At 71.7% G+C, this 26,288-nt stretch carries 25 protein-coding genes; 15 read left to right on the top strand and 10 right to left on the bottom strand.

Features of this window, described 5'->3' with window-relative positions; genetic code table 11:
* The 6 genes from NH339_RS09720 to NH339_RS09695 all read left to right on the top strand — a co-directional run.
* The coding region (locus NH339_RS09720) for a hypothetical protein (protein WP_253024815.1) at positions 1-300 on the top strand (300 nt) is incomplete at its 5' end.
* On the top strand, positions 297-1,172 hold the full coding sequence (locus NH339_RS09715) for a sugar phosphate isomerase/epimerase (RefSeq protein ID WP_253024813.1): 876 nt from the start codon (positions 297-299) through the stop codon (positions 1,170-1,172). The genes NH339_RS09720 and NH339_RS09715, both read left to right, overlap by 4 nt.
* Positions 1,169-3,412, top strand: coding sequence for an acyltransferase family protein (locus NH339_RS09710; RefSeq protein ID WP_253024811.1), 2,244 nt, complete (start codon positions 1,169-1,171; stop codon positions 3,410-3,412). The genes NH339_RS09715 and NH339_RS09710 overlap by 4 nt, the downstream gene beginning before the upstream one ends.
* A 9-nt stretch (positions 3,413-3,421) precedes the next feature.
* Positions 3,422-3,985, top strand: coding sequence for an alpha/beta hydrolase (locus NH339_RS09705; protein WP_253024809.1), 564 nt, complete (start codon positions 3,422-3,424; stop codon positions 3,983-3,985).
* Positions 3,982-5,205 (top strand): MFS transporter, encoded by a 1,224-nt coding sequence (locus NH339_RS09700; protein ID WP_253024807.1) that lies wholly within the window; start codon positions 3,982-3,984, stop codon positions 5,203-5,205. The genes NH339_RS09705 and NH339_RS09700 overlap by 4 nt, the downstream gene beginning before the upstream one ends.
* 138 nt (positions 5,206-5,343) lie before the next feature.
* Positions 5,344-6,861 (top strand): aspartate ammonia-lyase, encoded by a 1,518-nt coding sequence (locus NH339_RS09695; protein ID WP_253024805.1) that lies wholly within the window; start codon positions 5,344-5,346, stop codon positions 6,859-6,861.
* Here NH339_RS09695 and NH339_RS09690 read toward each other — a convergent pair.
* Entirely contained in the window at positions 6,792-7,490 is a 699-nt protein-coding gene (locus tag NH339_RS09690; RefSeq protein WP_253024803.1) for a hypothetical protein, read from the bottom strand. The two genes, NH339_RS09695 and NH339_RS09690, sit on opposite strands and share 70 nt — an antisense overlap.
* A 41-nt stretch (positions 7,491-7,531) precedes the next feature.
* On the opposite strand from NH339_RS09690, the gene cimA reads away from it, so the two are divergent.
* Entirely contained in the window at positions 7,532-9,109 is a 1,578-nt protein-coding gene (gene cimA / locus NH339_RS09685) for a citramalate synthase (RefSeq protein ID WP_308207058.1), read from the top strand.
* Positions 9,106-9,867, top strand: a complete 762-nt coding sequence (locus NH339_RS09680; protein WP_253024802.1) for a hypothetical protein — start codon at positions 9,106-9,108, stop codon at positions 9,865-9,867. The genes cimA and NH339_RS09680 overlap by 4 nt, the downstream gene beginning before the upstream one ends.
* 41 nt (positions 9,868-9,908) lie before the next feature.
* Here NH339_RS09680 and NH339_RS09675 read toward each other — a convergent pair whose 3' ends face one another.
* A complete protein-coding gene (locus NH339_RS09675) occupies positions 9,909-10,352 on the bottom strand; it encodes a GNAT family N-acetyltransferase (protein ID WP_253024801.1) in 444 nt (147 codons plus the stop codon).
* A 273-nt stretch (positions 10,353-10,625) separates the two neighbouring features.
* Positions 10,626-11,687, bottom strand: a complete 1,062-nt coding sequence (locus tag NH339_RS09670) for a hypothetical protein (RefSeq protein ID WP_253024800.1) — start codon at positions 11,685-11,687, stop codon at positions 10,626-10,628.
* A gap of 511 nt (positions 11,688-12,198) precedes the next feature.
* Between NH339_RS09670 and NH339_RS09665 the strand changes: the two genes are divergently transcribed.
* Together NH339_RS09665 and NH339_RS09660 are read left to right on the top strand one after the other, a co-directional pair.
* Positions 12,199-13,254 carry a DUF262 domain-containing protein gene (locus NH339_RS09665; protein ID WP_253024799.1) on the top strand — a complete coding sequence of 352 codons (1,056 nt, stop codon included), beginning with the start codon at positions 12,199-12,201 and terminating at the stop codon, positions 13,252-13,254.
* A 6-nt stretch (positions 13,255-13,260) separates the two neighbouring features.
* Positions 13,261-13,947 carry a hypothetical protein gene (locus tag NH339_RS09660; protein WP_253024798.1) on the top strand — a complete coding sequence of 229 codons (687 nt, stop codon included), beginning with the start codon at positions 13,261-13,263 and terminating at the stop codon, positions 13,945-13,947.
* An 83-nt stretch (positions 13,948-14,030) separates the two neighbouring features.
* Here NH339_RS09660 and NH339_RS09655 read toward each other — a convergent pair whose 3' ends face one another.
* The 5 genes from NH339_RS09655 to NH339_RS09635 are packed head-to-tail and all read right to left on the bottom strand — an operon-like array spanning position 14,031 to position 17,961.
* Positions 14,031-14,924, bottom strand: a complete 894-nt coding sequence (locus NH339_RS09655) for a 3-methyladenine DNA glycosylase (protein WP_253024797.1) — start codon at positions 14,922-14,924, stop codon at positions 14,031-14,033.
* Positions 14,925-14,931: 7 nt separating this feature from the next.
* Positions 14,932-15,327: a Fur family transcriptional regulator gene (locus NH339_RS09650; protein ID WP_253024796.1), complete on the bottom strand. Its 396-nt coding sequence runs from the start codon at positions 15,325-15,327 to the stop codon at positions 14,932-14,934.
* 8 nt (positions 15,328-15,335) lie between these two features.
* Positions 15,336-16,175 carry a metal ABC transporter permease gene (locus NH339_RS09645; RefSeq protein ID WP_253024795.1) on the bottom strand — a complete coding sequence of 280 codons (840 nt, stop codon included), beginning with the start codon at positions 16,173-16,175 and terminating at the stop codon, positions 15,336-15,338.
* Entirely contained in the window at positions 16,172-16,945 is a 774-nt protein-coding gene (locus NH339_RS09640; RefSeq protein WP_253024794.1) for a metal ABC transporter ATP-binding protein, read from the bottom strand. The genes NH339_RS09645 and NH339_RS09640 overlap by 4 nt, the downstream gene beginning before the upstream one ends.
* A complete protein-coding gene (locus tag NH339_RS09635; protein WP_253024793.1) occupies positions 16,942-17,961 on the bottom strand; it encodes a metal ABC transporter solute-binding protein, Zn/Mn family in 1,020 nt (339 codons plus the stop codon). Before NH339_RS09635 ends, NH339_RS09640 begins: the two co-directional genes overlap by 4 nt.
* Positions 17,962-18,147: 186 nt before the next feature.
* Here NH339_RS09635 and NH339_RS09630 point away from each other — a divergent pair, with 186 nt between their 5' ends.
* The 3 genes from NH339_RS09630 (at position 18,148) to dusB (ending at position 21,684) form a co-directional block, all read left to right on the top strand.
* Entirely contained in the window at positions 18,148-19,527 is a 1,380-nt protein-coding gene (locus NH339_RS09630) for a glycine--tRNA ligase (RefSeq protein ID WP_253024792.1), read from the top strand.
* A 25-nt stretch (positions 19,528-19,552) separates the two neighbouring features.
* The gene (locus NH339_RS09625) at positions 19,553-20,179 is read left to right on the top strand and encodes a hypothetical protein (protein ID WP_253024790.1); all 627 of its coding nucleotides are present in this window, start codon (positions 19,553-19,555) and stop codon (positions 20,177-20,179) included.
* Between the two features lie 302 nt (positions 20,180-20,481).
* Complete coding sequence (dusB, locus tag NH339_RS09620; RefSeq protein WP_256475212.1) at positions 20,482-21,684, top strand: tRNA dihydrouridine synthase DusB; 1,203 nt, start codon at positions 20,482-20,484, stop codon at positions 21,682-21,684.
* Here the strand turns inward: dusB and NH339_RS09615 are convergent.
* Together NH339_RS09615 and NH339_RS18860 are read right to left on the bottom strand one after the other, a co-directional pair.
* Positions 21,625-23,040: a PH domain-containing protein gene (locus NH339_RS09615; RefSeq protein WP_253024788.1), complete on the bottom strand. Its 1,416-nt coding sequence runs from the start codon at positions 23,038-23,040 to the stop codon at positions 21,625-21,627. The two genes, dusB and NH339_RS09615, sit on opposite strands and share 60 nt — an antisense overlap.
* Positions 23,027-23,539 (bottom strand): PH domain-containing protein, encoded by a 513-nt coding sequence (locus NH339_RS18860; protein ID WP_253024786.1) that lies wholly within the window; start codon positions 23,537-23,539, stop codon positions 23,027-23,029. The genes NH339_RS09615 and NH339_RS18860 overlap by 14 nt, the downstream gene beginning before the upstream one ends.
* A gap of 147 nt (positions 23,540-23,686) precedes the next feature.
* Between NH339_RS18860 and NH339_RS09605 the strand changes: the two genes are divergently transcribed.
* Both NH339_RS09605 and smc read left to right on the top strand, forming a co-directional pair.
* Positions 23,687-23,887 (top strand): hypothetical protein, encoded by a 201-nt coding sequence (locus NH339_RS09605; RefSeq protein WP_067856552.1) that lies wholly within the window; start codon positions 23,687-23,689, stop codon positions 23,885-23,887.
* Between the two features lie 65 nt (positions 23,888-23,952).
* Positions 23,953-26,288: chromosome segregation protein SMC (smc, locus tag NH339_RS09600; protein ID WP_253024784.1), on the top strand; the 2,336-nt coding region annotated here is incomplete at its 3' end.

The following is a 26,288-nucleotide window of genomic DNA, read 5'->3' as shown; positions in this document are numbered from 1 at the left end:
GTCGACCTCGCCGCGCTGCGGTCGCAGAACCGTGCCGGCCGTCCCGCCGAGCCGGTCGCCCGCACCGTCACGCGCCGAGGAGCGGCGCCGGTGACGTTCGTCGGCCACCGCGGCGTCGCCCCCGCCACCCTCCAGCGGGCGGCCCACGTCGTGTCCGGCGACCCGACGGCGTGGTCCGACCTGGTGACGCACCACGTGACGCTCGACGACGCCGCGCGTGCGATCCGCGCCATCGTCGACGGTGAACGCCGCGTCGACGGGCGTCCCGTCCTCAAGCTCGCCGTCAGGATCTCGCGATGAGCGCGGGCGACGTGGCCGTGGCCCAGTGGCGCATCGCGCCCGAGCACCGCGACGCCGTGGCCGGCGCGTTGGCCGCGGGGACCCGTCGCGTCCAGCTCGACGTCGGCGGACCCGGTCGCGGCCCGACCCTCGACGACGCCGTGCTCACGGAGCTGGGCCGTCACGGTGTGGTGGTCGACGCCCTCGCGGTCAACCGCGCCAACGACCTCGGCCTGCACCGCGACGGACGTCCGTCGTCGGAGTGCCTCGACCTGCTGCTCGCGACCATCGGGCTCGCCCGCCGGCACGGTGTCCCGGCCGTCCACGTCCCGAGCTTCCGGGCGAGCGCGATCATCGATGCCGCGTCGTTCACTGCGACGGCACAGGTCCTGGCGCGCTGCGCGGACGAGGGCGGGCCCGACCTGCTCGTGCTGACCGAGTCGACGCTCGGCGCCGACGACGCCGTCGCCCTGGTGTCGGCCGCGGGGGCGCCGACCGTCCGCGCGGTCGCCGACACGGGCAACCTGGTCGACGCCGGTCACGACCCGGCCACCTTCGTGGCCACCTGTCGCGACCATGGGGTGCTGGCGCCCGCGATCCACGTCAAGGTGCCGGCCGGCGTCGAGCCCGGCGACGTCGCCACCCGGACCCGCACGATCCTCGCGCAGGTCGACGGGCACGTGCTGCTCGAGAACGACTACCGCGGCCGGGCCGACCTGCTGGCCGCCGACGTCGCAGCCGCCCGCGGACGCGACACCGCGCGCCGGCCGGCCCCAGACCCCGGTGGCGCAGACCCCGGCGGCGCCGACCTGGGTGCCCCCGTCGCCCGATCCCTGGACCACCACCGCTCGACCCTCCCGCGCACCCGCCCGACCGAAGGAGCGTCCCGATGACCGCCACCGCCCTGCTCGACGAGCGAGCCGCCCAGCAGCGTCCGCGCCCAGGGGTCCGTCTGGACTCGCTGACGGGACTGCGCTTCCCCGCGGCGCTCGCGGTGCTCCTGTTCCACAGCGCGCTCCCCGAGCTGCCGCTCTTCGCCGACCCCGGGGTCCAGCAGGGCTACTACCACTGGCTCTCCCAGGCCGGCGGCCTCGGCGTGACCTTCTTCTTCCTGCTGAGCGGGTTCGTCCTGACCTGGTCGGCGAGCGCCGGTGACCGTCCGGCGTCCTTCTACCGCCGACGGTTCGTCAAGATCCTGCCGTTGTACTACGTCACCGCGCTGCTCGCCGTGCTGGTGATGCACGCCGGGTCGGTGCCGTGGCGCGACCTCGCCGCCTACCTGACCATGACGCAGGTCTGGCCTCCCGACTACCCGCTCAACTTCTCCGTGCTGGCGCCGGGCTGGTCGCTCGCGACGGAGGCGTTCTTCTACCTGACCTTCCCCCTCCTCGTGGGCCTGGTGGTCGGCCGGGGGACCCGACGCGCCGCGACCGTGCTCGTCGTGTCGGTGCTCGCCGTGGTGGCCGTGCCGCTCCTCGCGACCCTCCTGCCCGAGGGGAGCCAGCGGCTCTCGAACGAGCCCGACGTCTCGGGCCTGCAGTACTGGTTCGCCTATGTGCTGCCCCTGACCCGGCTCCCCGACTTCGGCGTGGGCATGGCGCTCGCGGTGCTCGTGCGCGCCGACGCGCTCCCTCGGCTGTCCCTGCGCTGGTCCTTCGCCGCCCTGGCCGGGGCCTACGTGCTCGCGCTGTCCGCGCCGGTCCTGCTCGCGCAGCGCGCCGTGCTGGTCGTGCCGTGCGCGCTCGTGATCGCCGCGGCCGCCCAGCGCGACCTGGCCGGTCGGCCGTCGGTGTGGCGTGCCGGGCCGCTGCGCTGGCTCGGCGAGATCTCCTTCGCCTTCTACCTGCTGCACTTCATCGTGCTCGACGCGCTCGACACGCACGTCCTGCACGGCCCGACCGACTCCGTCCCGGCGGCGGTGGCGTACCTGCTCGGTGCCGTCGTGCTCACGGTCCTGGGCGCGGGGGCGCTCTACCGCTGGGTCGAGATGCCCCTGGTCCGCGCCTACGGCGGACGCACCGTGCGCGGCCTGCGACCTCGCCGCAGGGTCGAGCCGCGGGCCGCGAGGACGTCGACGGAGCTGATCGGACCCACGTCCGTCCGCAGCGTCCTGCTGCCGGGACCGCGCGAGGTGGCGGTCGTGCAGCGGCCCGCCCCGGTCCCGGGGCCGGGGGACCTCCTGGTGCGGGTGCGCCTGCTCGGTCTGTGCGGCACGGACCTGGGCTTCTACGACGGCAGCAGCTCCTACCTGCACGACGGTCTCGCCGCCTACCCCTTCGTGCCGGGGCACGAGTGGACGGGCGAGGTCGTGGCCGTCGGAGCGGGGGTGGAGGACACCTGGGTCGGACGTCGCGTCGCCGGGCACAACATCCGGGCGTGCGGGCAGTGCGAGCACTGCGCCGCACGACGGATCACCCACTGCCCCGACCGTCGCGAGATCGGCGTGCTCGGTGACGGCCCCGGGGCCGCGGCGGACCTCGTCGTCGTGCCGGTCTCGACCGTGGTGGCCGTGCCGGACGCGTTGTCGGACACGTCGGCCGCGCTGCTGGAGCCGGCGTCGGCCGCCGTCCACGCGATGCACCGGGTCGACGTCAGCGCGGGGGACCGCGTGGCCGTCGTCGGTGCCGGCACGTTGGGCCTCGTGGCCGCGCAGGCCGCCCGCGCCCGGGGAGCCGACGTCCTGGTCGTCGAGCCGAGGAAGGAGGCGCGCGACCTCGCCGCGAGCCTCGGGCTCGTCGCCGTCGAGCGCCCCGGCGCGACGCACGGCGAGTCCTTCGACGTCGTCGTCGAGGCCTCCGGGTCCACCGTGGGCCTGGTGTCGGCCATCGGTCTGGCCGCCTCGGGTGGCCGGGTGGCCCAGCTCGGCACCCCGCACCACGCGGTCGACGGCGTCCCCGTGGCCGACCTCGTCGTCCGCGACCTGAGCGTCGTCGGCGTCCTCTCCGGCGTCGGGCACTGGGAGGAGCTGGTCGACCTCGTGGTCGCCGGGCACGTCGACCTCGACGCGATGGTCGACCGCGTGGTCCCGCTCGAGGACGTCCGGTCCGCCTACGAGCGCCTGGCCGACCCCCTGCGGGTGCGTCCGAAGGTGCTGCTCGACTTCCTGTCCCACCCCACCACCGAACCGTCCTGAGGAGGACCCATGAAGATCTACGTCGTCCACGGCTACTCCGCCGCCCCGCACGACCACTGGTTCCCCTGGCTCGCCGAGAAGCTGCGCGCGGAGGGCCACGTGGTGGAGGTGGTGCCGATGCCCGACTCCACGAACCCGTCCCGCGACGCGTGGGAGCGCACGCTCGACGAGCACGTCGGCGACGTCGACGAGGACACCCTGGTCGTGACGCACAGCCTCGGCACGGTCACGGTGCTGCGCTGGCTCGCCGCCCGCCCTGCGCCATGGCGGCTGCGGGGCCTCGTCGCCGTCTCCGGGTTCCAGGGACCCATCGCCGCCGTTCCGGAGCTCGACGACTACCTCGCCGAGCCGCTCGACCCCGCGGACCTGGAGCGGGTGTCCGGGGCGATCGACGCGCGCGTCGGCATCTACTCCGACGACGACTCGATCGTGCCGCCGGCGGCGTCGAAGGCGTTGGCCGCGCAGCTCGGCGCGCGCACCCGCGAGGTCCCGGGCGGCGGTCACTTCCTCGCCGACGAGGGCTTCACGGAGCTGGCCGAGGTCCTGGAGGCCGTCGAGGACCTCACGCGGTGACCGCGCTGCGGCTCGGCCTGCTCGGCGTGGCGACGTTCGTCTACGTCACCTTCGAGCTGCTCCCCGTGGGCCTGATCGGCGACATCGCGGAGGACCTCGACGTCTCCCAGGGGCGGGTCGGGCTGCTCGTCAGCGGGTACGCAGTCGTGGCGGGGCTCTGCACCATCCCGGGTGTCCGTCTGGTGGCGAGGTGGCCACGTGCCCGGGCGGTCCAGGGCGCCCTGGCCGTGCTCCTCGTCGCCGCGGTCGTGGCGACCGTCGCGACGAGCTACCCGGCGATGGTGCTCAGTCGGGTGCTCGCGGCGCTGACCCACGGCATCCTCTGGTCGCTCGTGGCCCCGGCGGCGGCCTCGCTCGTGCCGCGCGAGCGTGCGGGCATGGCGACGGCCGCGGTGTTCGGCGGCGCGACGGCGGCGTCGGTGGTCGGGTCGCCGCTGGCCACCTTCGTGGGAGAGGCGACGGACTGGCGCGTCGCGGCCGGCGGGCTCGCCGCCCTGGTGGCGCTGACGCTCGTGGGGCTCGTTGTGACCCTGCCGGCGGAGCCGTCGACGCCGCAGTCGTCCGAGGGAGCGCACCTGCTGGACTCGGCGGGTCGCGGGGACGGGCTGCACCGTCTGCTCGGGCCGACCGCCGGATCGTTGCTGGTCCTCTACGCGCTGGCCGTGGTGGTGGTGTCGGCCCACTTCACGTCCTTCACCTACGTCGCGCCGATCGCCCGCCGGGCGCTGGACGGGGTCGACATGCCCCTCCTGCTCGCCGGCTTCGGCGTGGCCGGGGCGGTGGCGACCCTCGTGGTCGGCCGGGTGCTCGACGCCCGGCCGGTGGGGAGCACCGTCACCGCGGTCGCCGCCATGCTGGTCGGGACCGCGGGCCTGGCCGCCGCGCTGTCGCTCGGTGGTACGGGCTCGTCGCTGCTGGTGGGGCTCGTGCTCTTCGCGTCGGTGGCGGTCTGGGGAGCGGCCTTCGCCGCCATCGGCCCCTGCTACCAGGCCGGCGTGATGCGCCTCGCCGGCGAGCACGTCGACACCGCGTCGGCGGTCTACGTGACGTGCTTCCAGGTGGGGATCGCCACCGGGTCGGGACTCGGTGCGCTGCTCGTCGGGATCGACGTCGGGGTGCTGCCGGTCGTGTCGGCGGTGGCGTGCGCCGTCGCCCTCGTCCTGACGCTCCTGCGACGCGACGTGTACGCCGCCAGGAGCACCGTCGGGACGCGCGCCTGACCGTGCCTCACCGGCACGCCGCGATGTGGTGAGATGGCTGTGACCACGGTCACGCGCCCGGTGATCCCGCGCGCCGACCACCCCACCCAGGAACGACGACGGGCCCCACCACCGGCCCGCGCGTGACGGAAGGACGCCATGACCCCCTCGACCGGCACCCCCGGACCGACCACCGCGACGCGACGCGAGCACGACCTCATCGGCGACCGCGACGTCCCGGCCGACGCGTACTGGGGGGTCCACACGCTGCGGGCCACCGAGAACTTCCCGATCACCGGCATCCCGATCGGGCAGAGCCCCTTCCTGGTGGAGGCGCTCGCCGCGGTCAAGCAGGCGGCGGCGACCACGAACCATGAGCTCGGGCTGCTCGACACGCAGCGGTTCCGAGCCATCGAGCAGGCCTGCGAGGAGATCCGGGCCGGTGCCCTGCGCAGCGAGTTCGTCGTCGACGTCATGCAGGGCGGGGCGGGCACGTCGACGAACATGAACGCCAACGAGGTGATCGCCAACCGGGCCCTGGAGATCCTCGGCCGCCCCCGCGGCGACTACGGCTTCCTGCACCCGAACGAGCACGTCAACCTCAGCCAGTCGACCAACGACGTCTACCCGACGGCGGTCAAGATCGCAGTCATCCTGGCGACCCACGCACTCCTCGAGGCGATGGAGGTGCTGCAGGACTCGTTCGCGCGCAAGGCCGAGGAGTTCCGCGACGTCCTCAAGATGGGTCGCACGCAGCTGCAGGACGCCGTCCCCATGACGCTCGGGCAGGAGTTCGGCACGTACGCCGTCATGCTGGGGGAGGACCACAGCAGGCTGACCGAGGCCGTCGCGATGCTGCACGAGATCAACCTCGGCGCGACCGCCATCGGCACGCAGCTGAACGCACCGGCCGGCTACGTCCCCGCCGCGGCGCAGCACCTGGCCCGGCTCACCGGGCTGCCGCTGGTCAGCGCCGTCGACCTCATCGAGGCCACGCAGGACTGCGGCGCCTTCGTGCAGCTCTCGGGCACCCTCAAGCGGGTCGCGACCAAGACCAGCAAGATCTGCAACGACCTGCGTCTGCTGTCGTCGGGCCCGCGCGCGGGCCTGAACGAGATCAACCTGCCCGCGGTGCAGGCCGGGTCGAGCATCATGCCCGGCAAGGTCAACCCGGTCATCCCGGAGGTGGTCAACCAGGTCGCGTTCCAGGTGATCGGCATGGACGTCACCGTCACGATGGCCGCCGAGGGCGGTCAGCTGCAGCTCAACGCCTTCGAGCCGGTCATCTGCTACTCGTTGTCCGCCGGCCTCTACCGGCTGCGCGAGGCGATGCTCGTGCTCGCGCGCCGCTGCGTCGACGGCATCACCGCCAACGAGGCGCTGCTGCGCCAGGAGGTCGAGAACTCGATCGGTCTGGTCACCGCACTCAACCCGTTCATCGGCTACACGGCGGCGACCGAGGTCGCGATGGAGGCCCTGGCGACCGGACGCGGGGTGGCCGAGCTCGTGCTCGAGAAGCAGCTGCTGCCGCCCGAGCAGCTGCGCGCGATCCTGCAGCCCGAGGTGCTCGCGAACCTGACGCCGCGCCGTGGCCCCGCGGCCGAGCCTCAGGCGAACAGCGTCGTCGCGGGGTCGTCGAGCAGCTCGACCGCCAGCACGTGGTCGTCGGCGACGTAGTCGATCGAGATCCGCACCCCGCGGTCGTGCGGGGTGACGGAGGCCTGTGCGTCGCCGAGACCGTAGGCGATGTCGCGCAGGGTCACGGTGGCCTCGCCGACGGGGTCCTGCTCGGGCCACTCCGCGATCAGGCGGTGCACGACGCCGGCGAGCACGGCGCTGCTCATGGCCCGCACGACGTCGTCGGACCCGACGGCCCGTACCCGCACGTCGGGGAGGCCGAACTGGGCGAGCCCGTCGGTCACCAGGTCACCGTCGAGCAGCGCCGCGTGGTCGAGCACGTACCACTGGGCGGCGTGCGCGAGCGAGACGTCCTCGCTCGTCAGCTCCAGCACCCGGGGGGTGAGCAGCTCGAGGACGACGCCGTCGTGGAGCGCGGCCAGCTCCAGCGCCTGCACGCGGGTGTCGCGTGCGGCCGCGGCCGCCTCGGCCACGGGAGCCCGGCTCTGCAGCACCAGCTGGTGGGGCCTGGCCTCCAGGCGCTCCAGGCCCTGCGGCGACGTGCCGTGCGCGCGCAGGAGCGCGGCGTGCGGCAGCGGCACGTGGTCCTCGTGGTCGAGGGGCTCGGCCGTCATCACGGCGTACAGCGACTCGCACGTGGCGGGGACCGGGACGGGTCGGGTGCTCATGTGGGCCCATCCTAGGCGGGCCGCTGCGTAGACTGGCGCGCGTGACCAGCGACGCCTTCCACGTCTACGACACCACGATGCGCGACGGTGCCCAGCAGGAGGGACTCAACCTCTCCGTGCAGGACAAGCTGCACGTGGCGCGCCACCTCGACGACCTCGGCGTCGGGTTCATCGAGGGCGGCTGGCCGGGATCGAACCCGAAGGACACCGAGTTCTTCGCGCTGGCCGCCAAGGAGCTCGAGCTCCGCAACGCGACCCTGGCCGCCTTCGGGGCGACCCGTCGAGCCGGGCTGCGGGCCGCCGACGACCCGCTCGTGGCGGCGCTGCGCGAGTCCGGCGCGCCCGTGGTCACGCTCGTCGCGAAGAGCCACGACCGGCACGTCGAGCTCGCCCTGCGCACCACGCTCGAGGAGAACCTCGCGATGGTGCGCGACACCGTCGAGCACCTGCGGGCGGAGGGGCAGCGGGTCTTCGTCGACTGCGAGCACTTCTTCGACGGCTACGTCGCGAACCGCGCGTACGCGCTGGAGGTCGTGCGGACCGCCGCCGAGGCGGGTGCCGACGTCGTCGTCCTGTGCGACACCAACGGCGGCATGCTGCCGCACCAGGTCGAGGAGGTCGTGGCCGACACGCTGTCCGTCGGGGCCCGGCTGGGCATCCACGCGCACAACGACACGGGCTGCGCCGTCGCGAACTCGATGGCCGCCGTCCGCGCCGGGGCCACGCACCTGCAGGGCTGCCTCAACGGCTACGGCGAGCGCACGGGCAACGCCGACCTCGTCACCTCCGTCGCCAACCTGGAGCTCAAGCTCGGGATGCAGGTGCTGCCGGCGGGTGCGCTGGCGGAGGCCACGCGGATCGCGCACGCCGTCTCGGAGATCACCAACTACCCGCCCTCGGCGCGCCAGCCGTACACCGGCGTCTCGTCGTTCGCGCACAAGGCAGGTCTGCACGCCAGCGCGATCCGCGTCGACCCCGACCTGTACCAGCACATCGACCCCGCGCTCGTGGGCAACGACATGCGCCTGCTCGTCTCGGAGATGGCCGGTCGCGCCACCATCGAGCTGAAGGGGCGCGAGCTCGGCTACGACGTGGCGGGCGACGCCGAGCGGCTCGGGCGCATCACCGAGCGCGTGAAGGCCATGGAGCAGCAGGGCTACACCTTCGAGGCGGCCGACGCGTCGTTCGAGCTGCTGCTCGCCGAGGAGATGGAGGGTGCCCGACCCTCGTACTTCGACGTCGAGTCGTGGCGCGTGCTGGCCGAGTCCTCGCGCGGCACGGAGGCGACCGTCAAGCTGCGCGCCGCCGGTCAGCGGCTGGTGGTCATCGGCGAGGGCAACGGCCCCGTCAACGCCCTCGACCACGCCCTCCGCCAGGCGATCGAGCAGCTGTACCCCGACGTGGCGCGGTTCCACCTCATCGACTTCCGGGTGCGCATCCTCGACCAGGGCCACGGCACCGACGCCGTCACGCGGGTCCTGATCGAGACCTCCGACGGCCAGGACGCGTGGGTCACGGTCGGGGTGGGCGCGAACATCATCGAGGCCTCGTGGGAGGCGCTCGTCGACGCCCTCACCTACGGGCTACGGCGGCACGGGGTCCCGGTCGGCACCGCGTGACCCGACGTCGACTCCTGGCGCTGGTCCTCGCGCCCACCCTGCTCCTGGGCCTCGGGCTCGGCGCGGCGCTGGTCGTCGACGCCCGCGCGCGACAGGTCGACGTCGACCGCGCCGACGCCGTGGCGCTGCGCTACGAAGAACGCCTCTCGCACTACCGCGAGGTGGTCGTGCGCGAGCTCGAGGCCGCCGACGCGACCGACCCCGACGCCGTGGCCCGGGTGCTGGCACGGCACCGCGACGACGTGCCGACGCTCGGCGCGACGTCGCAGCGCGGTGCGGCAGCCTCCCCGGACTACGGCGCCGCCCGACAGGAGCAGTCCGTGGTCACCGAGGCCATGGACCGTCTCGACGACGTCGTCGTCGACACCCGTGCCGCGCAGCGCTACCTGGCCGCGGCGCGTCGGGCGCTCGAGGTCGACCCGAACGCCCTCGCGCCCGGCACCTTCGTCACGAGCGGCGCGCCCCTGCGGGCCCAGCTGCTGCCACCCATGCGCACCGCCCTGGCGAGCTTCGAGTCCGTCGAGGCACCCCGCGACGCCGCCGCGGTGCGCGACGCGGTGCGGCGCGCCCTCACCCACGTGATCACCGAGGCCGAGGCACTGGCGGCGCGACTCGACGCCGGCCAGAGCGGCAGCTTCCAGTACGCCGAGGAGTACACCGCCGCGCGCACGGCGGTGACGCAGTACGAGGAGCGCACCCGCGCCGACCTGCGCGAGGCGCTCGACAACGTGCTGGCCGGCGACGGGGTCGCACGCTGATCCTGGTCCGCCGACGCGGGTGCGCTGGTCCGGCGCCAGCGTCAGACGCGGGGGAGGCGCCGCATCGGCACGTGCTCGATGCCGGCCTCCCAGAAGTTCTCGCCGCACCGCTCGAAGCCGAACCCGGCGTACCAGTCGTGCAGGTAGGCCTGCGCGCCCAACCGGATCTCGCCGTCGCCCCAGCGTTCGAGCACGGCCTCCAGGAGCCGGCTCGACAGCCCGCGGCCGCGCTGGTCCTTGCGCGTGGCGACCCGCCCGACCTTGCGCACGCCGGTCCCGGTGGTGAAGGTGCGCAGGTAGCTGGTCGGTCCGTCGGCGTCGGCGAACCACAGGTGGTGGCAGGTCGGCAGGAGGTCGATGCCGTCGACGTCGGGCTCGTCGCACTGCTGCTCCACGGCGAAGACGACGTCGCGGATCCGCCAGATGTCGTACACCTCGGCGGCGGTGAGCTCGTCGCCGCGACGCGCGTGCATGTGGTTCGTCACGTTGTTAATTTACGCGCCGTGTTGCCGATGGAGCGCCGCACGTCGAGCAGCACGGCAGGTTTCATCGAGCAGTGGGATGAGCACAACTCTGAAGCCGCGCCGGAGGTGGATCGCCACTAGGAACACACTTGGGCCTCTCCCAGGGTCAGAGTCCCGCGCTCGAAGGTGTGAATTGGCAACATGGCAGGAGTACTGTGCCGCAAAGCGGCCAGCAACATCGAATCCTCGACTGGACGTGCCCCTGTATACGCAAGATTCGGCAAACGATCCAGACTAAGCGCGCCAGGCAGGTGGTTGTCCTACCGCGAAACGCCGAGCGAGGTGCCAATCGTCGTACTGGTCGGGTATGTCCCGTTCGTCAAACTCGAGGTGGGCGACGGACATGCGACTGGACAGATGAGACGTTCGAGCACTGGAATCAATGGGCATGTTGAGGTCGACATTCATCTTTAGCGCTCGAAGGAGCGCATCTCCTTGGCCAGGCTGGAGGACGTGTGAACCCCGCAGAAAGAGTTCGCCCGGACCACTGACCGCGACGGTGCTCCGTCCGAGAATTAGGACCCCACCATCCGGTACTCGCCGCGCTCGCCCCGCAGCGGACGAACCCTCGAGACGGTAGGACCCCGTCATCGCAAAGGTCCCTAGATCCACCGTACCGCCGACATTCGTCCGAATCGTGAGCGACTGGCGATGTTGTGGCATGTGCACGGGAGCCCTGGCAGATAGAAAAATGTCGAGCGCCGTTCGCACGCGCAAGGTGCCGTCTTCGTAGCCGTAGCGGTCGTCGTACATTCCGTGCGTGTCGGCGAAACGCTCCACGTCGATGGTCCCTCCTATCAGCTCCAGGCCTGGAACCGCCGCCTCGCCCACGAGCGATCGAATCATCTCGTGGCGAAAGGCTGACCGTATAGACGTGCTAGTGCGCCATGGCACCTCTCTGTGAACCTTTCCGGGTCCCTTGACCTTCACAACGTAAGGAGCACGCTCCGTGGTGAACTGGACTGCGACCACCTCGGCGGTAGCGGAGACAGGCACACGCAACCACTTGGGTTCGGGCGCTGGGCCGTCGAAGTGTTTCTGGACGGCACTCCACCAGTCCGCTGGCTCGACCGCCGATGTGTTCGCGTAGCGCCTGCCTTTCTCGTCAAGACCGACGACCCAAAGGATCGACTCGCCGCCAGCTGCGTTCGCGTGACCCGCGATCCGGCGAGCTACGTCGTGGTCGGCCGGAGGCCATTGGGCTTTGAGCTCAACCCGGTCGTCTTCGACTTGTCGACCCGCTAACACCGCTTCCGCGACGGCGGTGACGCGTGCCTCCATGATCTGCAGTTCCATACGGGAAAGATGTAGCAGACGACAGGACCACGCACTCAACTCGCGAGCGCATCCGTTGCGACGTGCCGAAAGATTGCCGCGCTGTGGCCGTGGCTGTCTCATCGACCTTCTGTCGCGTCAAACTTAGGTTTAGGCGACCGGGGCGGCCTTGCATCCCGTTTTTGTCTGATAGGCCCCACGCGCGCGAATACGGCCGCCAAGATGACTGACCCTCGTTGCGGGGGGTGACGCAAGCACCGGGAGCGTCCTTGATCGACGTGGCGCACCTCTACATCCGCTCATTCGCCGGTCGCGGGAGGTTTGGGGACGGCTGGTCTTGCGCAATGCGACGTCGGAGCGCGAACCGTGCTGCGTTACGGCTAGGCTGCCGCGGCCCAATCTGGCTCGATCCCAGTCGAGGATGGACGCGTCAGGCAGCCGACCATCTCGAGTCGGGTTTGCAGCACGGTGCGTGTGCGTCCCCGCAGGATGTCCTACGCTCGTCTCTATTCGTACACGATGAAGGACCCTCATGACTGACTCAGAAGCGCTCACAAACATCGTGAACGAACGTCGACGAAATGTAGACGTTCAGATCACCAATTTTTCGGTACGCGAGTTGGTGCGCATGGTAGACGAGGGCGAACTCAATGTCTCCCCGGAGTATCAGCGACTATTTCGCTGGGACGTCCAAAGCGAGTCTCGACTCGTCGAGTCGTTGATGCTCGGTCTGCCGGTTCCATCCATCTTTGTTGCCACAAACGATGATTTCACTTTGGAAGTAGTCGATGGGTTGCAACGTCTTTCAACGTTGGTTCATTTCGTGTCGCCTTCCGATCAAAGGTTGGCTGCCCTTCACAAGCGCGATGCGCTGGTGCTCAACGAGCTCGAGACCATTCCTCAGTTAAACGGATTCTCCTTTGCGGACTTACCCAAGCAGCTCCAGCTCCACTTTTCTCGAACAACTCTTCAGGTCACAGCCCTCACGGACAAGTCGGACTACGACGTCAGGTTCGAACTCTTCGATCGCTTGAACGCTGGATCTCTTCGATTGACGAATCAAGAAGTTCGGAATGCTGTCTACCGCGGACGATTTGTTGCTTTTTTGCACGAAATGGCCGCTTTGCCCGAGTTTCGTTCGCTTATCCGATTGGAGGATGAGCGGTTACGTGACGGGACGTTGGAAGAAACCGTTCTGAAGTTCTTTGGCTACCGGCATGCTCGAGCGGACTATAGGGGTCCTATCAAACCATTTCTGAATGACTGCATGAAGCGATGGCGCGCGCAGTTCCCAGAGGAGCAGTTCCGCAAGGAGTTTGTCGGTGCGGTCGCCATCTTAAGCGATGTGCTTGATGGGTCCGCCTATCTCCGCTCGGGCTATCACGCCACCCCAATGGTCCCCTTTGAGGCAGCTCTACTGGCGAGCGCCCGCTTGGAGAGCTCTGGATCAGTTCCCTCGGCGAAACAGGGTTGGAAAGAAGATGCGCGCTTGCGCGCTGTTTCGGGCGGGGGGCACAACACCCCCGGGAAGTTAGATGAGCGAGTAAATCTTTCCTACCAGCTTCTATTGGGCGCGGACCCTGAGTAGCGTTTGATGGGTATCTCCTCGTATGAAGCGGACTTTGAGCAGAGACTAGACCAGTGCTGGCTCTCCGTAATGGTCGCTGACGTGCTCCAATTCGGGGGCGGCGCATCGGGTTGGAAGTCGGTCAGCCGAGATGTGCGCGCGGGGGCAGTCGTGATGGCAATCGGTGAGTTCGAGGCACTTCTTAAACACAGCGTCGAGGACATCCATCAGACCATCGAGGCATCCGGCAGTGTTGTAAAGGACCTTCGTCACGGGGTTCGAATGCTCCATTTCGATCCGCGTTTCTCAGCAGCTGCGGGTTCTGCGCTCGACAGCGTCTGGAGCACGCGTATAGAGTTGTCGGAGGCTCACGAGTGCATCGACCCGCCACGACTTCCACGCAGAGACCACACAGGCAATCTGCAACCACTCGGCAACAGGACTCCGAAGCCTGCCACGCTGGCGCGACTGTGGCTCGTCTACGAGCTTCCGGGCGTCCCGTTCCCAAATTTCGCCTGGCGTAAGTCGCTCGGAGAGATGGTTGAGATTCGCAATGATGTTGCGCACGGGCGCATGCCGATCGCGCAGGTATTCGCAGGTGGGGCGAGGACGGTCGACGCGGTCGCCACCTATGTGATGCACGTTCGCGATCTCGGAAAGCACGTTGTGGACAGTCTGAGCAGCTACACGGCTGATCGCGGCTACCTTCTCTGAGACTCGGATGTCCTTAATCGGACTCGGATGTCCTTCATCGCTGACTACGTGCCCAGTCGCACTTCCGAGGATGCCAGTGCCCTTCATTTTGCAGCCGGGTGGGCGAGCAGGCGGTCGACCTCGTCCAGCAGGGCGCGTCGCAACGGCTCCGCCCGGGCCGCGAGGTCGCGCTGACGGCGCACGTACTCGGCCCGCCCGTCGGGAGCCTCCACCGGGATCGGCTCGAGGCCGTAGGCGCCGACGTCGTAGGGCGAGGCCTGCATGTCGACGGTGCGGATCTCGAGCGCGAGCTCGAAGGCGTCGAGCACGACGGTCGACTCGACGAACGGTAGTAGCCGGAAGGCGATCCGGTAGAGGTCCATGTTGGCGTGCAGGCAGCCGGGCTGCTCGTGAGCCAGCTGGTGCTCGCGGCCGAGCTGCCAGGCGTTGCGCGGCTCGGCCGCCGGGGTGAAGAAGCGGAACGCGTCGACGTGCGTGCAGGTGAGCGGGTGGGCCTCCACGACGGCGTCGGTGCCGGAGCGGCCGAGCCGGAGCGGCAGGTCGTGGCGGGGCTGATCGGAGCGGTAGACCATGGCCCACTCGTGCAGGCCGAAGCAGCCGTAGCGCGCGGGTCGGTCGAGGGTCGCGGCGAGCAGCGAACGGGTCCAGCGCAGGCCGCGCACGCGGGAGGCGAGCCGCCCGGCGTCGACCGTGCTCACGCCGTCGCGCGTCACGTAGGCGCCGAGGGCGGCGTGCTCCGGTGCGTCGGCGAGCCCGACGTCGAGGCCGGGGTGCCAGCGCTCCAGCTGGCCGGGGGAGAGGTTGTAGTACTCGAAGAGGAAGTCGACGACGGGGTGCGGCTCGTGCCGCTCCCGGCGGGCCAGGTGCGGCGCGGTCCAGGTGCGGGCGCGCTCGCGGTGGGCGGCGGCGCGGGGCCGCCACCGCGACGGCTCCAGCACGGTGTGCGGACGGGTCGCGAGGTCCGGGAGCTCGACCACGGCGTGACTAGGCGGAGCTGGAGCAGTCGGCGCAGGTGCCGAAGATCTCGAGGGTGTGCTCGACGTCCGTGAAGCCGTTCTCGCTGGCGACCTTCGTGGCCCACGACTCGACCGCCGGGCCCGCGACCTCGACGGCCCGCCCGCAGGAGCGGCAGACGAGGTGGTGGTGGTGCTCGCCGGCCTCGCAGCGCCGGTATAGGACCTCGCCGTCGTTGCCGCGCAGCGCGTCGACCTGCTCGGCGTCGACGAGCGCCTGCAGGTTGCGGTAGACGGTCGACAGACCGACCTTCTCGCCCCGCTGGCCCAGCACGCCATGGATCTGCTGGGCGCTGGCGAAGCCCTCGAGCTCGTCGAGCACCGCGCTCACGGCGCGACGCTGTCGGGTGTTGCGGATGTCAACCATGGTCCTCCTCAGGAGGAGCGTACCGACCGTCTGCGACGCAGGCTCACGGTGACGCCGCGCAGCAGCGTGGTCAGCACGAACGCGCCCAGCGCGAGCATGACGATCGTGGGTCCCGGTGCCGTGTTGGCCTCGAAGCTGGTGACGACGCCGAGCACGGCGGTGAGCAGCCCGATCGCCATCGCCAGCAGGTGCGTGAGCCGGAAGCTGCGCGCGACCTGCTGCGCGGCCGCCACCGGCACCACCATGAGCGCGGACACCAGCAGCAGCCCGACCGTGCGCATCGCGACCGTGATGGTCGCTGCCGCCATGACGGCGATGAGCAGGCCGTACAGGCGTGTCGGCACGCCGCTGACCTTGGCGTGCTCCTCGTCCTGGCAGACGGCGAACAGCTGTGGCGAGAGCAGCAGGCACAGGCCCACCACGACGACGCCGAGCACGCTCACGACGACCACGTCGGTGTCGGTGACGGTCGTGATGGATCCGAAGAGGTAGCGGTTGAGGGTCGCGCCGCTCTCGCCGGCCAGGCCGATCAGCAGCACACCTGCCGCGATGCCGCCGTAGAACAGCATCGCGAGCGCGACGTCGCCGCTGGTGCGCGTGTACGTGCGCAGCACCTCGATGACGACGGCGCCGAGCACGGCGACCACGAGGGCGGTGAGCACCGGCGCCGTCCCCGTGAGCAGCCCCAGGGCGACACCGGTGAGGGCGACGTGCCCGAGGCCGTCGCCGAGCAGCGCGAGCCGCCGCTGGACCATGTACGTCCCGATCGCCGGGGCGGCCAGACCGGTGAAGAACGCGGCCACGAGGGCGAGCCGCATGAACTCGTAGTCGAGCAGGTCGAGACTCACCAGACCCCCTCCTCGGGCAGGGGACGCACGCGGTCGGGGTCGGCCGTGTGCGGGTGGGCGTCGCCGTGGTGCTGCTGGTGGGCGTCGGCGACGTGGTCGTCGACCGGGCCGTCGTGCACCACGCGACCCTGGTCGAGCACGACGGCACGGTCCACGAGCGACAGCATCGGACCGAGCTCGTGCGCCACGAGCAGGACGGTCATGCCCTCCGTCGCGAGCTGGCTGAGCAGGTCGGCGAGGTCCTCGGTGTGGTGCGCGTCGACGCCGGCGGTGGGCTCGTCCATGATGAGCAGCTCCGGCTCGCCGGCGAGCGCCCGCGCGATGGCGACGCGCTGCTGCTGGCCGCCCGAGAGCTCCACGAGCGGCGACGACGCGCGGTGGGCGAGGCCGACGCTCTCCAGCGCGGTGACGACCGCCTCGCGGTCGGACCGGCGGGGCAGGCCCACGCGTGGACGCAACGACAGACGTCCGCTGGAGACCACCTCGCGCACCGTGGCGGGGACGCCCGTCGAGGCGGCCGACCGCTGCGGCACGTAGCCGACGCGCCGCCAGCTGCGGAACCGTGCGAGTGGCTCGCCGAAGAGCTCGACCGTGCCGGTCGAGGGCACGAGGCCCACGGCGGCGCGCACCAGCGTCGACTTCCCGGATCCGTTGGAGCCGAGCAGGGTGACGAACTCACCCTGCTCGACCGTGAGGTCGGCGCCGCGCAGCACCGGGTCACCGCCCAGCGTGACCTCGACGTCACGCAGGACGAGTGGGGGGTGCGTCATGAGCAGCTGTTGGCCTTCTGGAGCTCGGCGAGATTGGAGCGCATGATCGAGAGGTAGTCCTGGTCGGACGTGTCCTTGGTGAGTCCCTCGATCGGGTCGAGCGTAGCCGTCTGCACCCCGGCCTCGCGCGCCACCGTGCGGGCGACGGCGGGGCTCACGAGGGTCTCGGTGAAGACGGTCGTGATGCCGTCGCGCTTCACGAGGTCGGAGATCTCGGCGAGCTGGGCGGCCGACGGCTCGGTGCTGGGGTCGATGCCGGCGATCGGGATCTGCACGAGGTCGTAGGCGCGGGCGAGGTAGGCGAAGGCGGCGTGGCTCGTGACGATGTCGCGGACCTTGCAGGTCTTGAGCCCGGCCCGGTACTCGCCGTCGAGCTTCTGGAGGTCGGCGACGAGGGCCGCGGCGTTCGCCTCGTACTCGTCGGCGTGGTCGGGGTCGAGCTTCACGAGGGCGTCGCGCACGTGCTCGGTGAGCGGCTCGAGGTTCGTCGGGGCGAGCCAGAGGTGCGGGTCGACGCCACCGTGGTCGTGCCCGTGGTCGTGACCCTCCTCCTCGGCGTGGCCCTCCTCGTCGGCGTGCTCCTCGTCGCCGTGCGCGTGGTCGTCGTGACCCTCCTCCTCGCCCTCGGCGTGCGCCTCCTCGGACTCCTCGATGCGGTCGACGCCGTCGGCGGCGTCGACCGTGGTGCCGGGCTCGCGGTCGGCCTCCTTCACGGCCTCGTCGACGGCGGTCTGGAACTCGTCCTGGTAGACGACCAGGTCCGCGTCCTGCACCGACGCGACCTGCTTCGGGCTGAGCTCGAGGTCGTGCGGCTCGCCGCCGGGCTTCGTCAGGTTCGTGACGTCGGCGTGGTCGCCGGCGACGCGCTCGGTCACGTACTGCAGCGGGTAGAAGGACGTGACGACCGAGAGCCTGCCGTCCGAGCCGCCGTCGGCGGAGCCGCCGCTGCCGCAGGCCGCGAGGACCAGGGCGCAGGAGGCGAGCAGGACGGCGGAGCGGGTGCGACGAAGAGCCATGAGAACGATTGTCAAGACGACCGGGAACGGTTGTCAAATCGCTCCGCTGACGGACGCGTCACACTCACGTCGCACCGCCGTCGGACGGCTCGCGCACGATCGATACGCTGGGCGTCCATCGGGAGCGCACGGCCACGGACGTGCGCAGGACCCGCCGACACCCAGCCGGAAACGGAGCGCCTCACCATGGCCACGAGCCTGATCGACACCGTCATCTCCCTGTGCAAGCGACGGGGATTCGTCTACCAGTGCGGCGAGATCTACGGCGGCACGCGCTCGGCGTGGGACTACGGACCGCTCGGCGTCGAGCTGAAGGAGAACATCAAGCGTCAGTGGTGGCGCTCCATGGTGCAGAGCCGCGACGACGTCGTCGGGCTCGACTCCTCCGTGATCCTGCCGCGGGCGGTCTGGGAGGCCTCGGGGCACGTCGACGTGTTCACGGACCCCCTGGTGGAGTCGACCAAGACCCACAAGCGCTACCGCGCCGACCACCTGTGGGAGGCGTTCGAGGCCAAGCACGGCCGGGAGCCCGAGAGCTGGGACGAGGTTCCCGACCCCGACACCGGCGAGCGCGGCCACTGGACCGAGCCGCGCGCGTTCTCCGGTCTCATGAAGACCTACCTGGGCCCGGTCGACAGCGAGGAGGGCCTGCACTACCTCCGTCCCGAGACCGCGCAGGGCATCTTCGTGAACTTCGCCCAGGTGCTGACCACGTCGCGCAAGAAGCCGCCGTTCGGCATCGCGCAGATCGGCAAGAGCTTCCGCAACGAGATCACGCCGGGCAACTTCATCTTCCGCACGCGCGAGTTCGAGCAGATGGAGATGGAGTTCTTCGTCCAGCCCGGCACCGACGAGCAGTGGCACGAGGAGTGGCTGGCCACCCGCATGGCCTGGTACACCGACCTCGGCGTCGACCCCGAGAACCTGCGCTTCTACGAGCACGCGCAGGAGAAGCTGTCGCACTACTCCAAGCGCACGGTCGACATCGAGTACCGCTTCCAGTTCCAGGGCTCGGAGTGGGGCGAGCTCGAGGGCATCGCCAACCGCACCGACTACGACCTCAGCACCCACGCGAAGCACTCCGGCAAGGACCTGTCGTACTTCGACCAGGCCACGGGCGAGCGGTACACGCCCTACGTCATCGAGCCTGCTGCCGGTGTGAACCGCTCGATGATGGCCTTCCTGGTCGACGCGTACGCCGAGGACGAGGCGCCGAACACCAAGGGCGGCGTCGACAAGCGCACCGTGCTGCGGCTCGACCCGCGGCTCGCGCCGGCCAAGGCGGCCGTGCTGCCGCTGTCGCGCAACGAGCAGCTCTCGCCGACGGCCAAGGGCCTGGCGCAGGAGCTGCGCGGCTACTGGAACGTGGAGTTCGACGACGCCGCCGCGATCGGCAAGCGGTACCGCCGCCAGGACGAGATCGGTACGCCGTTCTGCATCACGGTCGACTTCGACACCCTCGACGACCAGGCCGTCACGATCCGCGACCGCGACACCATGCAGCAGGAGCGGGTGGGCCTGACGCAGGTGCGCGAGTGGCTCGCGGCGCGTCTGCCCGGCTGCTGAACCGCTCGCGGGACACAATCGGGGCGTGAGTCCGCGTCCGGCACCCCGCTCCCGCTGCACGTCTCCTCGGGCCGTCGTGCGGGTCGCGGTGCTGGGCGCGCTGGGCGTCGGGCTCGTCCTCTCCGGGTGCTCGCGCTCCGAGGACGAGGCGGAGGCGGCGCCGTCGCCGTCGGGCTTCGACGTCCCGGACGGCGTCACGCTCACCGACCCGGGCAGCACGCTCGACGTCGGCGACGAGGGCACCGTCGTCCTCGACCTCGGCGACGGTGCGGCGAGCGCCGTGACCGTCACGGTCGAGAAGGTGCGGCGCGGCTCGATCAAGGACTTCCGGTTCTTCACCCTCGACGAGAAGAGTCGTGACGCGACGCCGTACTACGTCGACGCGACCGTGCGCAACGACGGTCCTGCCGGCCTGGGTGGCTCCTCGCTGCCCCTGCTCGCGCACGCGGACGACGACGTCGTCTACCCGGCGAGCGAGCTGGTGGGTCGGTTCCGGCCGTGCCCGTCGTCGGCGCTGCCGAAGCGTTTCCTCGCCGGCGCCAGCGCCGACCTCTGCTTCATCTACCTGCTGCCGCGGGGGACGTCGCTGCGCTCCGTCGACCTCCAGCCGGGCGACGCCGCGTCGGCCGTCCGGTGGCGCCCGAAGGGCTGACCTACGCCGGCCGGCGCGATGTTCTTTCTCGTCCGGCAATGTTCTTTCTGCGCCGAGGTTCCGCCACGCCGCTACGTCGGGAGAGGATGGACGCGGCCCCGTGCTGTGCGGGGCAGCCTCCCCACGGCGACCCGGTCGAGGCGGCGCCGGACGTCTCTCCCATGCGTCCGGCCGGACGTCGCCCGACCAGGCCGGACCGAGCCTCTCCCGCTCGGGTCGCGCCGGTCGTGGGGAGCGCACCAGGGCCGGCGCCCGCCGACGGTCGGCGCCGGCCCTGCGTGCGTCTGGGACACTGGTCGACGATGACCACCGCCACGACCACCGCCGCGACCACCGCACTGGGCTCGCAGGACTCGACCGACGTCCTCCGTGCGCGTCCGTTGCGTCTCGGCGACCTCGAGGTCGAGGTGCCGGTCGTGCTCGCCCCGATGGCCGGTGTCACCAACGTCGCCTTCCGTCGTCTCTGCGCCGAGCAGGGCGCCGGGCTGTACGTCTGCGAGATGATCACGTCGCGCGGGCTGGTCGAGGGCGACGCGACGAGCCTGTCGATGCTGACTTTCGCCGACAACGAGTCCGTGCGCTCGGTGCAGCTCTACGGCGTCGACCCCGACGTGATGGGCCGTGCGGTCGAGGTGCTCTGCGCCGACCACGGCGTCGAGCACGTCGACCTCAACTTCGGCTGCCCGGTGCCGAAGATCACCCGCAAGGGCGGGGGAGCGGCGCTGCCGTGGAAGGCGAACCTGCTCGGTCGCATCCTGGAGTCGACGGTGGCCGCCGCGCAGCCGTACGGGGTGCCGGTGACCATGAAGACCCGCCTCGGCATCGACGAGGACCACCTGACCTACCTCGACGCGGGGCGCATTGCCGAGGACACCGGCTGCGCCGCGATCGCCCTGCACGCGCGCACCGCCGCCCAGCACTACTCCGGCCAGGCGCGCTGGGAGACCATCGGCGAGCTGAAGGCCGCCGTCTCGATCCCGGTCCTCGGCAACGGCGACGTCTGGGAGGCCGACGACGCCGTCCGCATGATGCGGAGCACCGGGTGCGACGGGGTCGTCGTCGGTCGAGGCTGCCTGGGCCGCCCGTGGCTCTTCCGCGACCTCGCGGCGGCGCTCGGCCCGTCGCCCGACCGGTCGGGCCCCGTGCTCCCCACCCTCGGCGAGGTCACCGCCGTCATGCGACGTCACGCGGAGCTCCTGGGTGACTGGCTGGGGGAGGAGCGGGGCTGCGTGGAGTTCCGCAAGCACGTCGCCTGGTACCTCAAGGGCTTCCCCGCGGGCTCGCGCGTGCGCAGCGAGCTCGGCGGCGTCTCCTCCTACGCGGCGCTCGACGCGCTGCTGGCCGACCTCGACCCCGACGAGCCGTACCCCGTGGCCGAGCTCGGTACGCCCCGGGGCCGACAGGGCAGCCCCCGCACGGTGGCCCTCCCGGACGGCTGGCTCAGCTCACGGGAGCTCGCCGGTGCCGTCGACGCCGCCGCCGAGGACGCCTCCAGCGGGGGCTGACGCCCCGACCACCGTCTGCGCGCGCTCGTCCCGCGCGGCGTCGACGGCATGGAGCACGACCTCGCGCGCCCGTGCCGCGTCGACGTGGTGCACGTCGACGTCGACCGGGCCGTCGGGCGTGTGCAGCTCGACCGTGGCGAGGTCGCGCAGCCGCTGGAGCGGCCCCTGCCGCAGGGCGAACGACTGCACCTTCGCGTGCGGTGCGTGACTCGTCCGTCGGTGCAGCCAGCCCGTGGTCGAGCTGGCGCGACGGCGGCCGAGGGACAGCGAGCGGAACCTCCAACCGACGGGTGCGAAAGGCCAGGAGCGTCGGCTCGCCCGCACGGTGACGGGCTCGTCGTCCGGGCCGCCGTCCTGCACGAGCTCGGCCACGAGGGCGGCGGCGAGCGCCCGGTCGGCGATCGGCAGCAGCGTGGTGTCGAGGTCGCCGTCGTCGGAGCCCGCCCGCCCGGCCACGTCGACCTCGAGCCGGCACCATCCCAGACGGCGCCAGAGGACGGGCTCCACGACGGCCACGCCCTGGACCCTCGCGTAGGGGATGGTCTGTGCGGTCAGCGAGAGCAGCCCTCGTTCGATGCGCAGCCCGTGCGGGGTGCGCCAGAGGACGAAGCCCCACTCGGCGACCACCCGCCGCGCGACCACCTGTGCCGCCCAGGACAGCGCCGGCAGCACGCCACCGAGCACGACGAGCGGTGCTCCGAACCCGAGCGCGGCGAGCAGGATCGCGACGAGGGCGGCCACCGCGGCCAGCAGGTCGAGGCTGAGCAGCGCGCCCAGCAGGGTGCGTTCCGGCGGCACCCGCGTGATGAGCTCGCCACCGTCGTGGTCGGGCAGGGCGTCCTCGGTCCCGTCGCCCTGCGCCCCGTGCGCACGCCGCAGCAGCAGACGACGCACCTCGCGCGCCTCGGCGAGCGGCAGGAAGCGCACGACGAGGCGCGACTCGTCGCCCCCCGCGAGGTCGACCCGCACCTCGGCCAGCCCGACCACCCGCGCGAGCAACGGCTCTGCGACGTCGACGGACTGGATGCGCTCGAACGCGGCCCGGCGCGAGCGGCGCGTGAGCACGCCGCTGTCGATGCGCAGCTCCTCGTCGTCGACGACGAACCGCGTGAACCACCACGACACGAGGCCGGCGAGCTCGCCGACCACGAGCCCGCCTCCGACGACCGCCAGCACCGCGACCCACCAGGGCACACCCTCCCAGCGGTCGCCCTGGAGGAACGAGGCGCCGAGGCCCACCACGGCCGCGCCCGCCCACAGACCGCCCTGCACCACGCCGGTCAGCGGGTGGGTACGGCGACCGGCGCGCAGCTCGGCCGAGGCGGCCGGAGCCCCGCCGGGCTCAGACGCCGGCATCGTGCGTCCGTCCGAGGTCGGTGAGCCGGTCGCGCAGGCGGCGGGCCTCGTCGGCAGGGACGCCTGGCACCTGGGCGGCGGTCTCCGTGCTCGCGGTGTGCAGGGTCACGCGGGTGATGCCCAGACGACGCTCGACGGGACCGGCCTCGACGTCGACGAACTGCACGCGTCCGTAGGGCACGACGACGAGCCGGCGGAACATGACGCCCGACGTCACCAGCAGGTCGTCCTCCGACTCCGCCCAGCCCCACGAACGGCGGTTCCGCTCGGCCCACCACCACAGCCCGGCGGCGGCCCCGAGGAGCACCACGGCGGCCGCGACGAGCAGCACGACCCAGCCGCGCGGGACGCCTGCGGCGGGGCCGAGCGCAGCCGCGGTGGCGGCCACCACGCCGAGGACGGCGAGCGGCGCGGCGAGCACGAGGCGACGTCGCGTGGCGAGGGCGGGGGAGACCGGCGTCCAGGGCTCGGAGACCGGTCGGAAGAGGGACGCGTCCACGTCCGGCAGCCTAGGCCGTCGCCCGTCCCGACGTGTTTGACCCGGGTCGGGGGACGGTGGGACACTGTGAGACGCAGCCGCCGCTGTACACCCGTCCCGCCGCCCGGCACCCGCGCCGGAGCCGCGATCTTCTGCGGAGGAACACCCATGGCCAAGGCCCTCGTCGGATTCGTCGGTGGACCCACCGTCGACCAGCTGCACGAGACCGCCCGACTCCGACGTCGGGTCGCGGACCTCGAGGCCGAGGTGCTGCGCCTCAACGTTGAGAACGACGGTCTGCTGCGCACCCTCGCCGAGCGCGTCGACGAGGTCACCGCCGGCGACCTGCTCGAGCCGCTCTCGCACTGAGTCCCCGGGAGGGGACGCCGCCGCGCGTCGGCGGTCACGCCGCGCCGACGCACTAGGGTGATCGCGTGTACCTGAAGAGCCTCACGCTGCGCGGCTTCAAGTCGTTCGCGTCCAGCACCACGCTCGAGCTGGAGCCCGGCATCACGTGCGTCGTCGGGCCGAACGGCTCCGGCAAGTCCAACGTCGTCGACGCCCTCGCCTGGGTCATGGGCGAGCAGGGCGCGAAGTCGCTGCGTGGCGGCAAGATGGAGGACGTCATCTTCGCGGGCACGTCGGGGCGCCCGCCGCTGGGTCGGGCCGAGGTCGTCCTGACCATCGACAACACCGACGGGGCGCTGCCCATCGAGTACAGCGAGGTCACGATCTCGCGCACGATGTTCCGCAACGGCGGCTCGGAGTACGCGATCAACGGCACCAGCTGCCGTCTGCTCGACGTGCAGGAGCTGCTGAGCGACTCCGGCATCGGCCGCGAGATGCACGTGATCGTGGGGCAGGGGCAGCTCGACTCGGTGCTGCGCGCGACGCCCGAGGACCGGCGCGGCTTCGTCGAGGAGGCGGCCGGCGTCCTGAAGCACCGCAAGCGCAAGGAGAAGGCGCTGCGCAAGCTCGACGCGACGCAGGGCAACCTCACGCGGCTGCAGGACGTGCTGACCGAGCTGCGCCGCCAGCTCAAGCCGCTCGGCCGCCAGGCCGAGGTGGCCCGCCGGGCGGTCACCATCCAGGCCGACGTGCGCGACGCCCGCGCCCGGCTGCTGGCCGACGACATCGTCACGGCCCGCACGACGATCGCCGAGGAGATGGCCGACGAGGCGGCGCTCAAGGAGCGCCGGGCCGCCGTCGAGCACGCCGTGGCCGCGGCGCGCCAGCAGGAGACCGAGCTCGAGGACCGGCTGCGCGAGGACTCGCCGGCGCTGTCGGCCGCGCAGGAGACCTGGTACGCGCTGTCGGGGCTGCGGGAGCGGCTGCGCGGCACGTCCGGCCTCGCCACCGAGCGGGTGCGCCTGGCGGCCGTGGAGTCCGACGACCGGCCGACCGGTCGCGACCCCGAGGAGCTGGAGGCCGAGGCGCGTCGCGTCGAGGAGCAGCACCGCGCCATGACGACGTCGGTGGAGGAGGCCCGCGCCGCCCTCGCGGCGGTCGTCGCCGAGCGCACCGAGGCCGAGGCCACCTACGGCGAGGAGGAGCGTCGCGTCGCCGGTCTGCTGCGCGCGGCTGCGGACCGTCGTGAGGGGCTGGCACGGTTGCGTGGCCAGGTCAACGCCCTCAAGAGCCGCGCCGAGGCCGCCGACGCCGAGGTCGAGCGGCTCGGTGCCGCCCGCGACGAGGCGCTGCGCCGCGCCGACGAGGCGCAGAAGGCGTTCGCCGCCCGCGAGGGCGAGATCGCCGGCCTGAGCCAGGGCGAGTCCGGGCTCGACGAGGAGCTGGAGGCCGCCGAGGCGGTGCTGGCCGACGTCGAGGGTCGCGCCCGGGAGCTGCAGGTGGCCGAGCAGGACGCGTCCCGCCGTCAGGCGGCGCTCGCGGCCCGCGTCGAGGCGCTGGAGACGGGCCTCGCGCGCAAGGACGGCGCCGGCGCTCTGCTCGCCGCCTCCGACGAGATCAGCGGCCTGCTCGGGTCCGTCGCGGCCCTGCTCACCGTGCGCCCCGGCTTCGAGGCCGCCATCGCCTCGGCCCTCGGGTCCGCCGCCGACGCGGTGGCCGTCGACCACGTCGACACCGCCGTCACCGCGATGGAGCTGCTGAAGTCCGAGGACCTCGGCCGTGCCGGTCTGCTGCTCGGCGGCGAGGCCGACGTCGACGACCGCGACTGGCCCGGTCTGCCCGACGGCGCGACCTACGCGGTCGACGTCGTCGAGCCGCCCGCCACGCTCGTCGCCGCGCTGCGCCGGCTGCTCTTCAAGGTGGCCGTCGTCGAGGACCTCGCCGCGGCTCGTGCGCTGGTCGCGCAGGCGTCCGACGTGACCGCGGTGACCCGCGACGGTGACGTGCTGGGGGCGCACTTCGCCTCCGGCGGGTCGACGTCGCAGCAGAGCCTGCTCGAGGTGCAGGCGGCGATCGACCAGGCCCGCGAGGAGCTCGAGGCGGCCGAGCGCACGCTGGAGACGCTGCGCTTCGACGCCCAGCGCGTGGCGCAGGAGCGGACCGCGGCCCAGGAGCGGGTCGACGCGGCGCTGGAGCGGCTGCACGAGTCCGACGCCGAGATGTCGGCGGTCGCGGAGTCCCTCGGACAGCTCGGCTCCACGGCCCGCGCGGCCAAGGGCGAGGCGGAGCGGCTCACGGCCGCGATCGCCGCCGCCCAGGAGGCCCACGAGCGCGACCTGGGCGGCCTGGCCGACCTGGAGGTGCGGCTGGCGCAGGCGGAGGAGGCGCCCGTCAGCCGCACCGGGCGCGAGCAGCGGCTGCG

It is taken from the genome of Aeromicrobium sp. CnD17-E, from assembly GCF_024124745.1.
Lineage (GTDB): Bacteria > Actinomycetota > Actinomycetes > Propionibacteriales > Nocardioidaceae > Aeromicrobium.
This window is presented reverse-complemented; position numbering and strand designations above follow the sequence as displayed.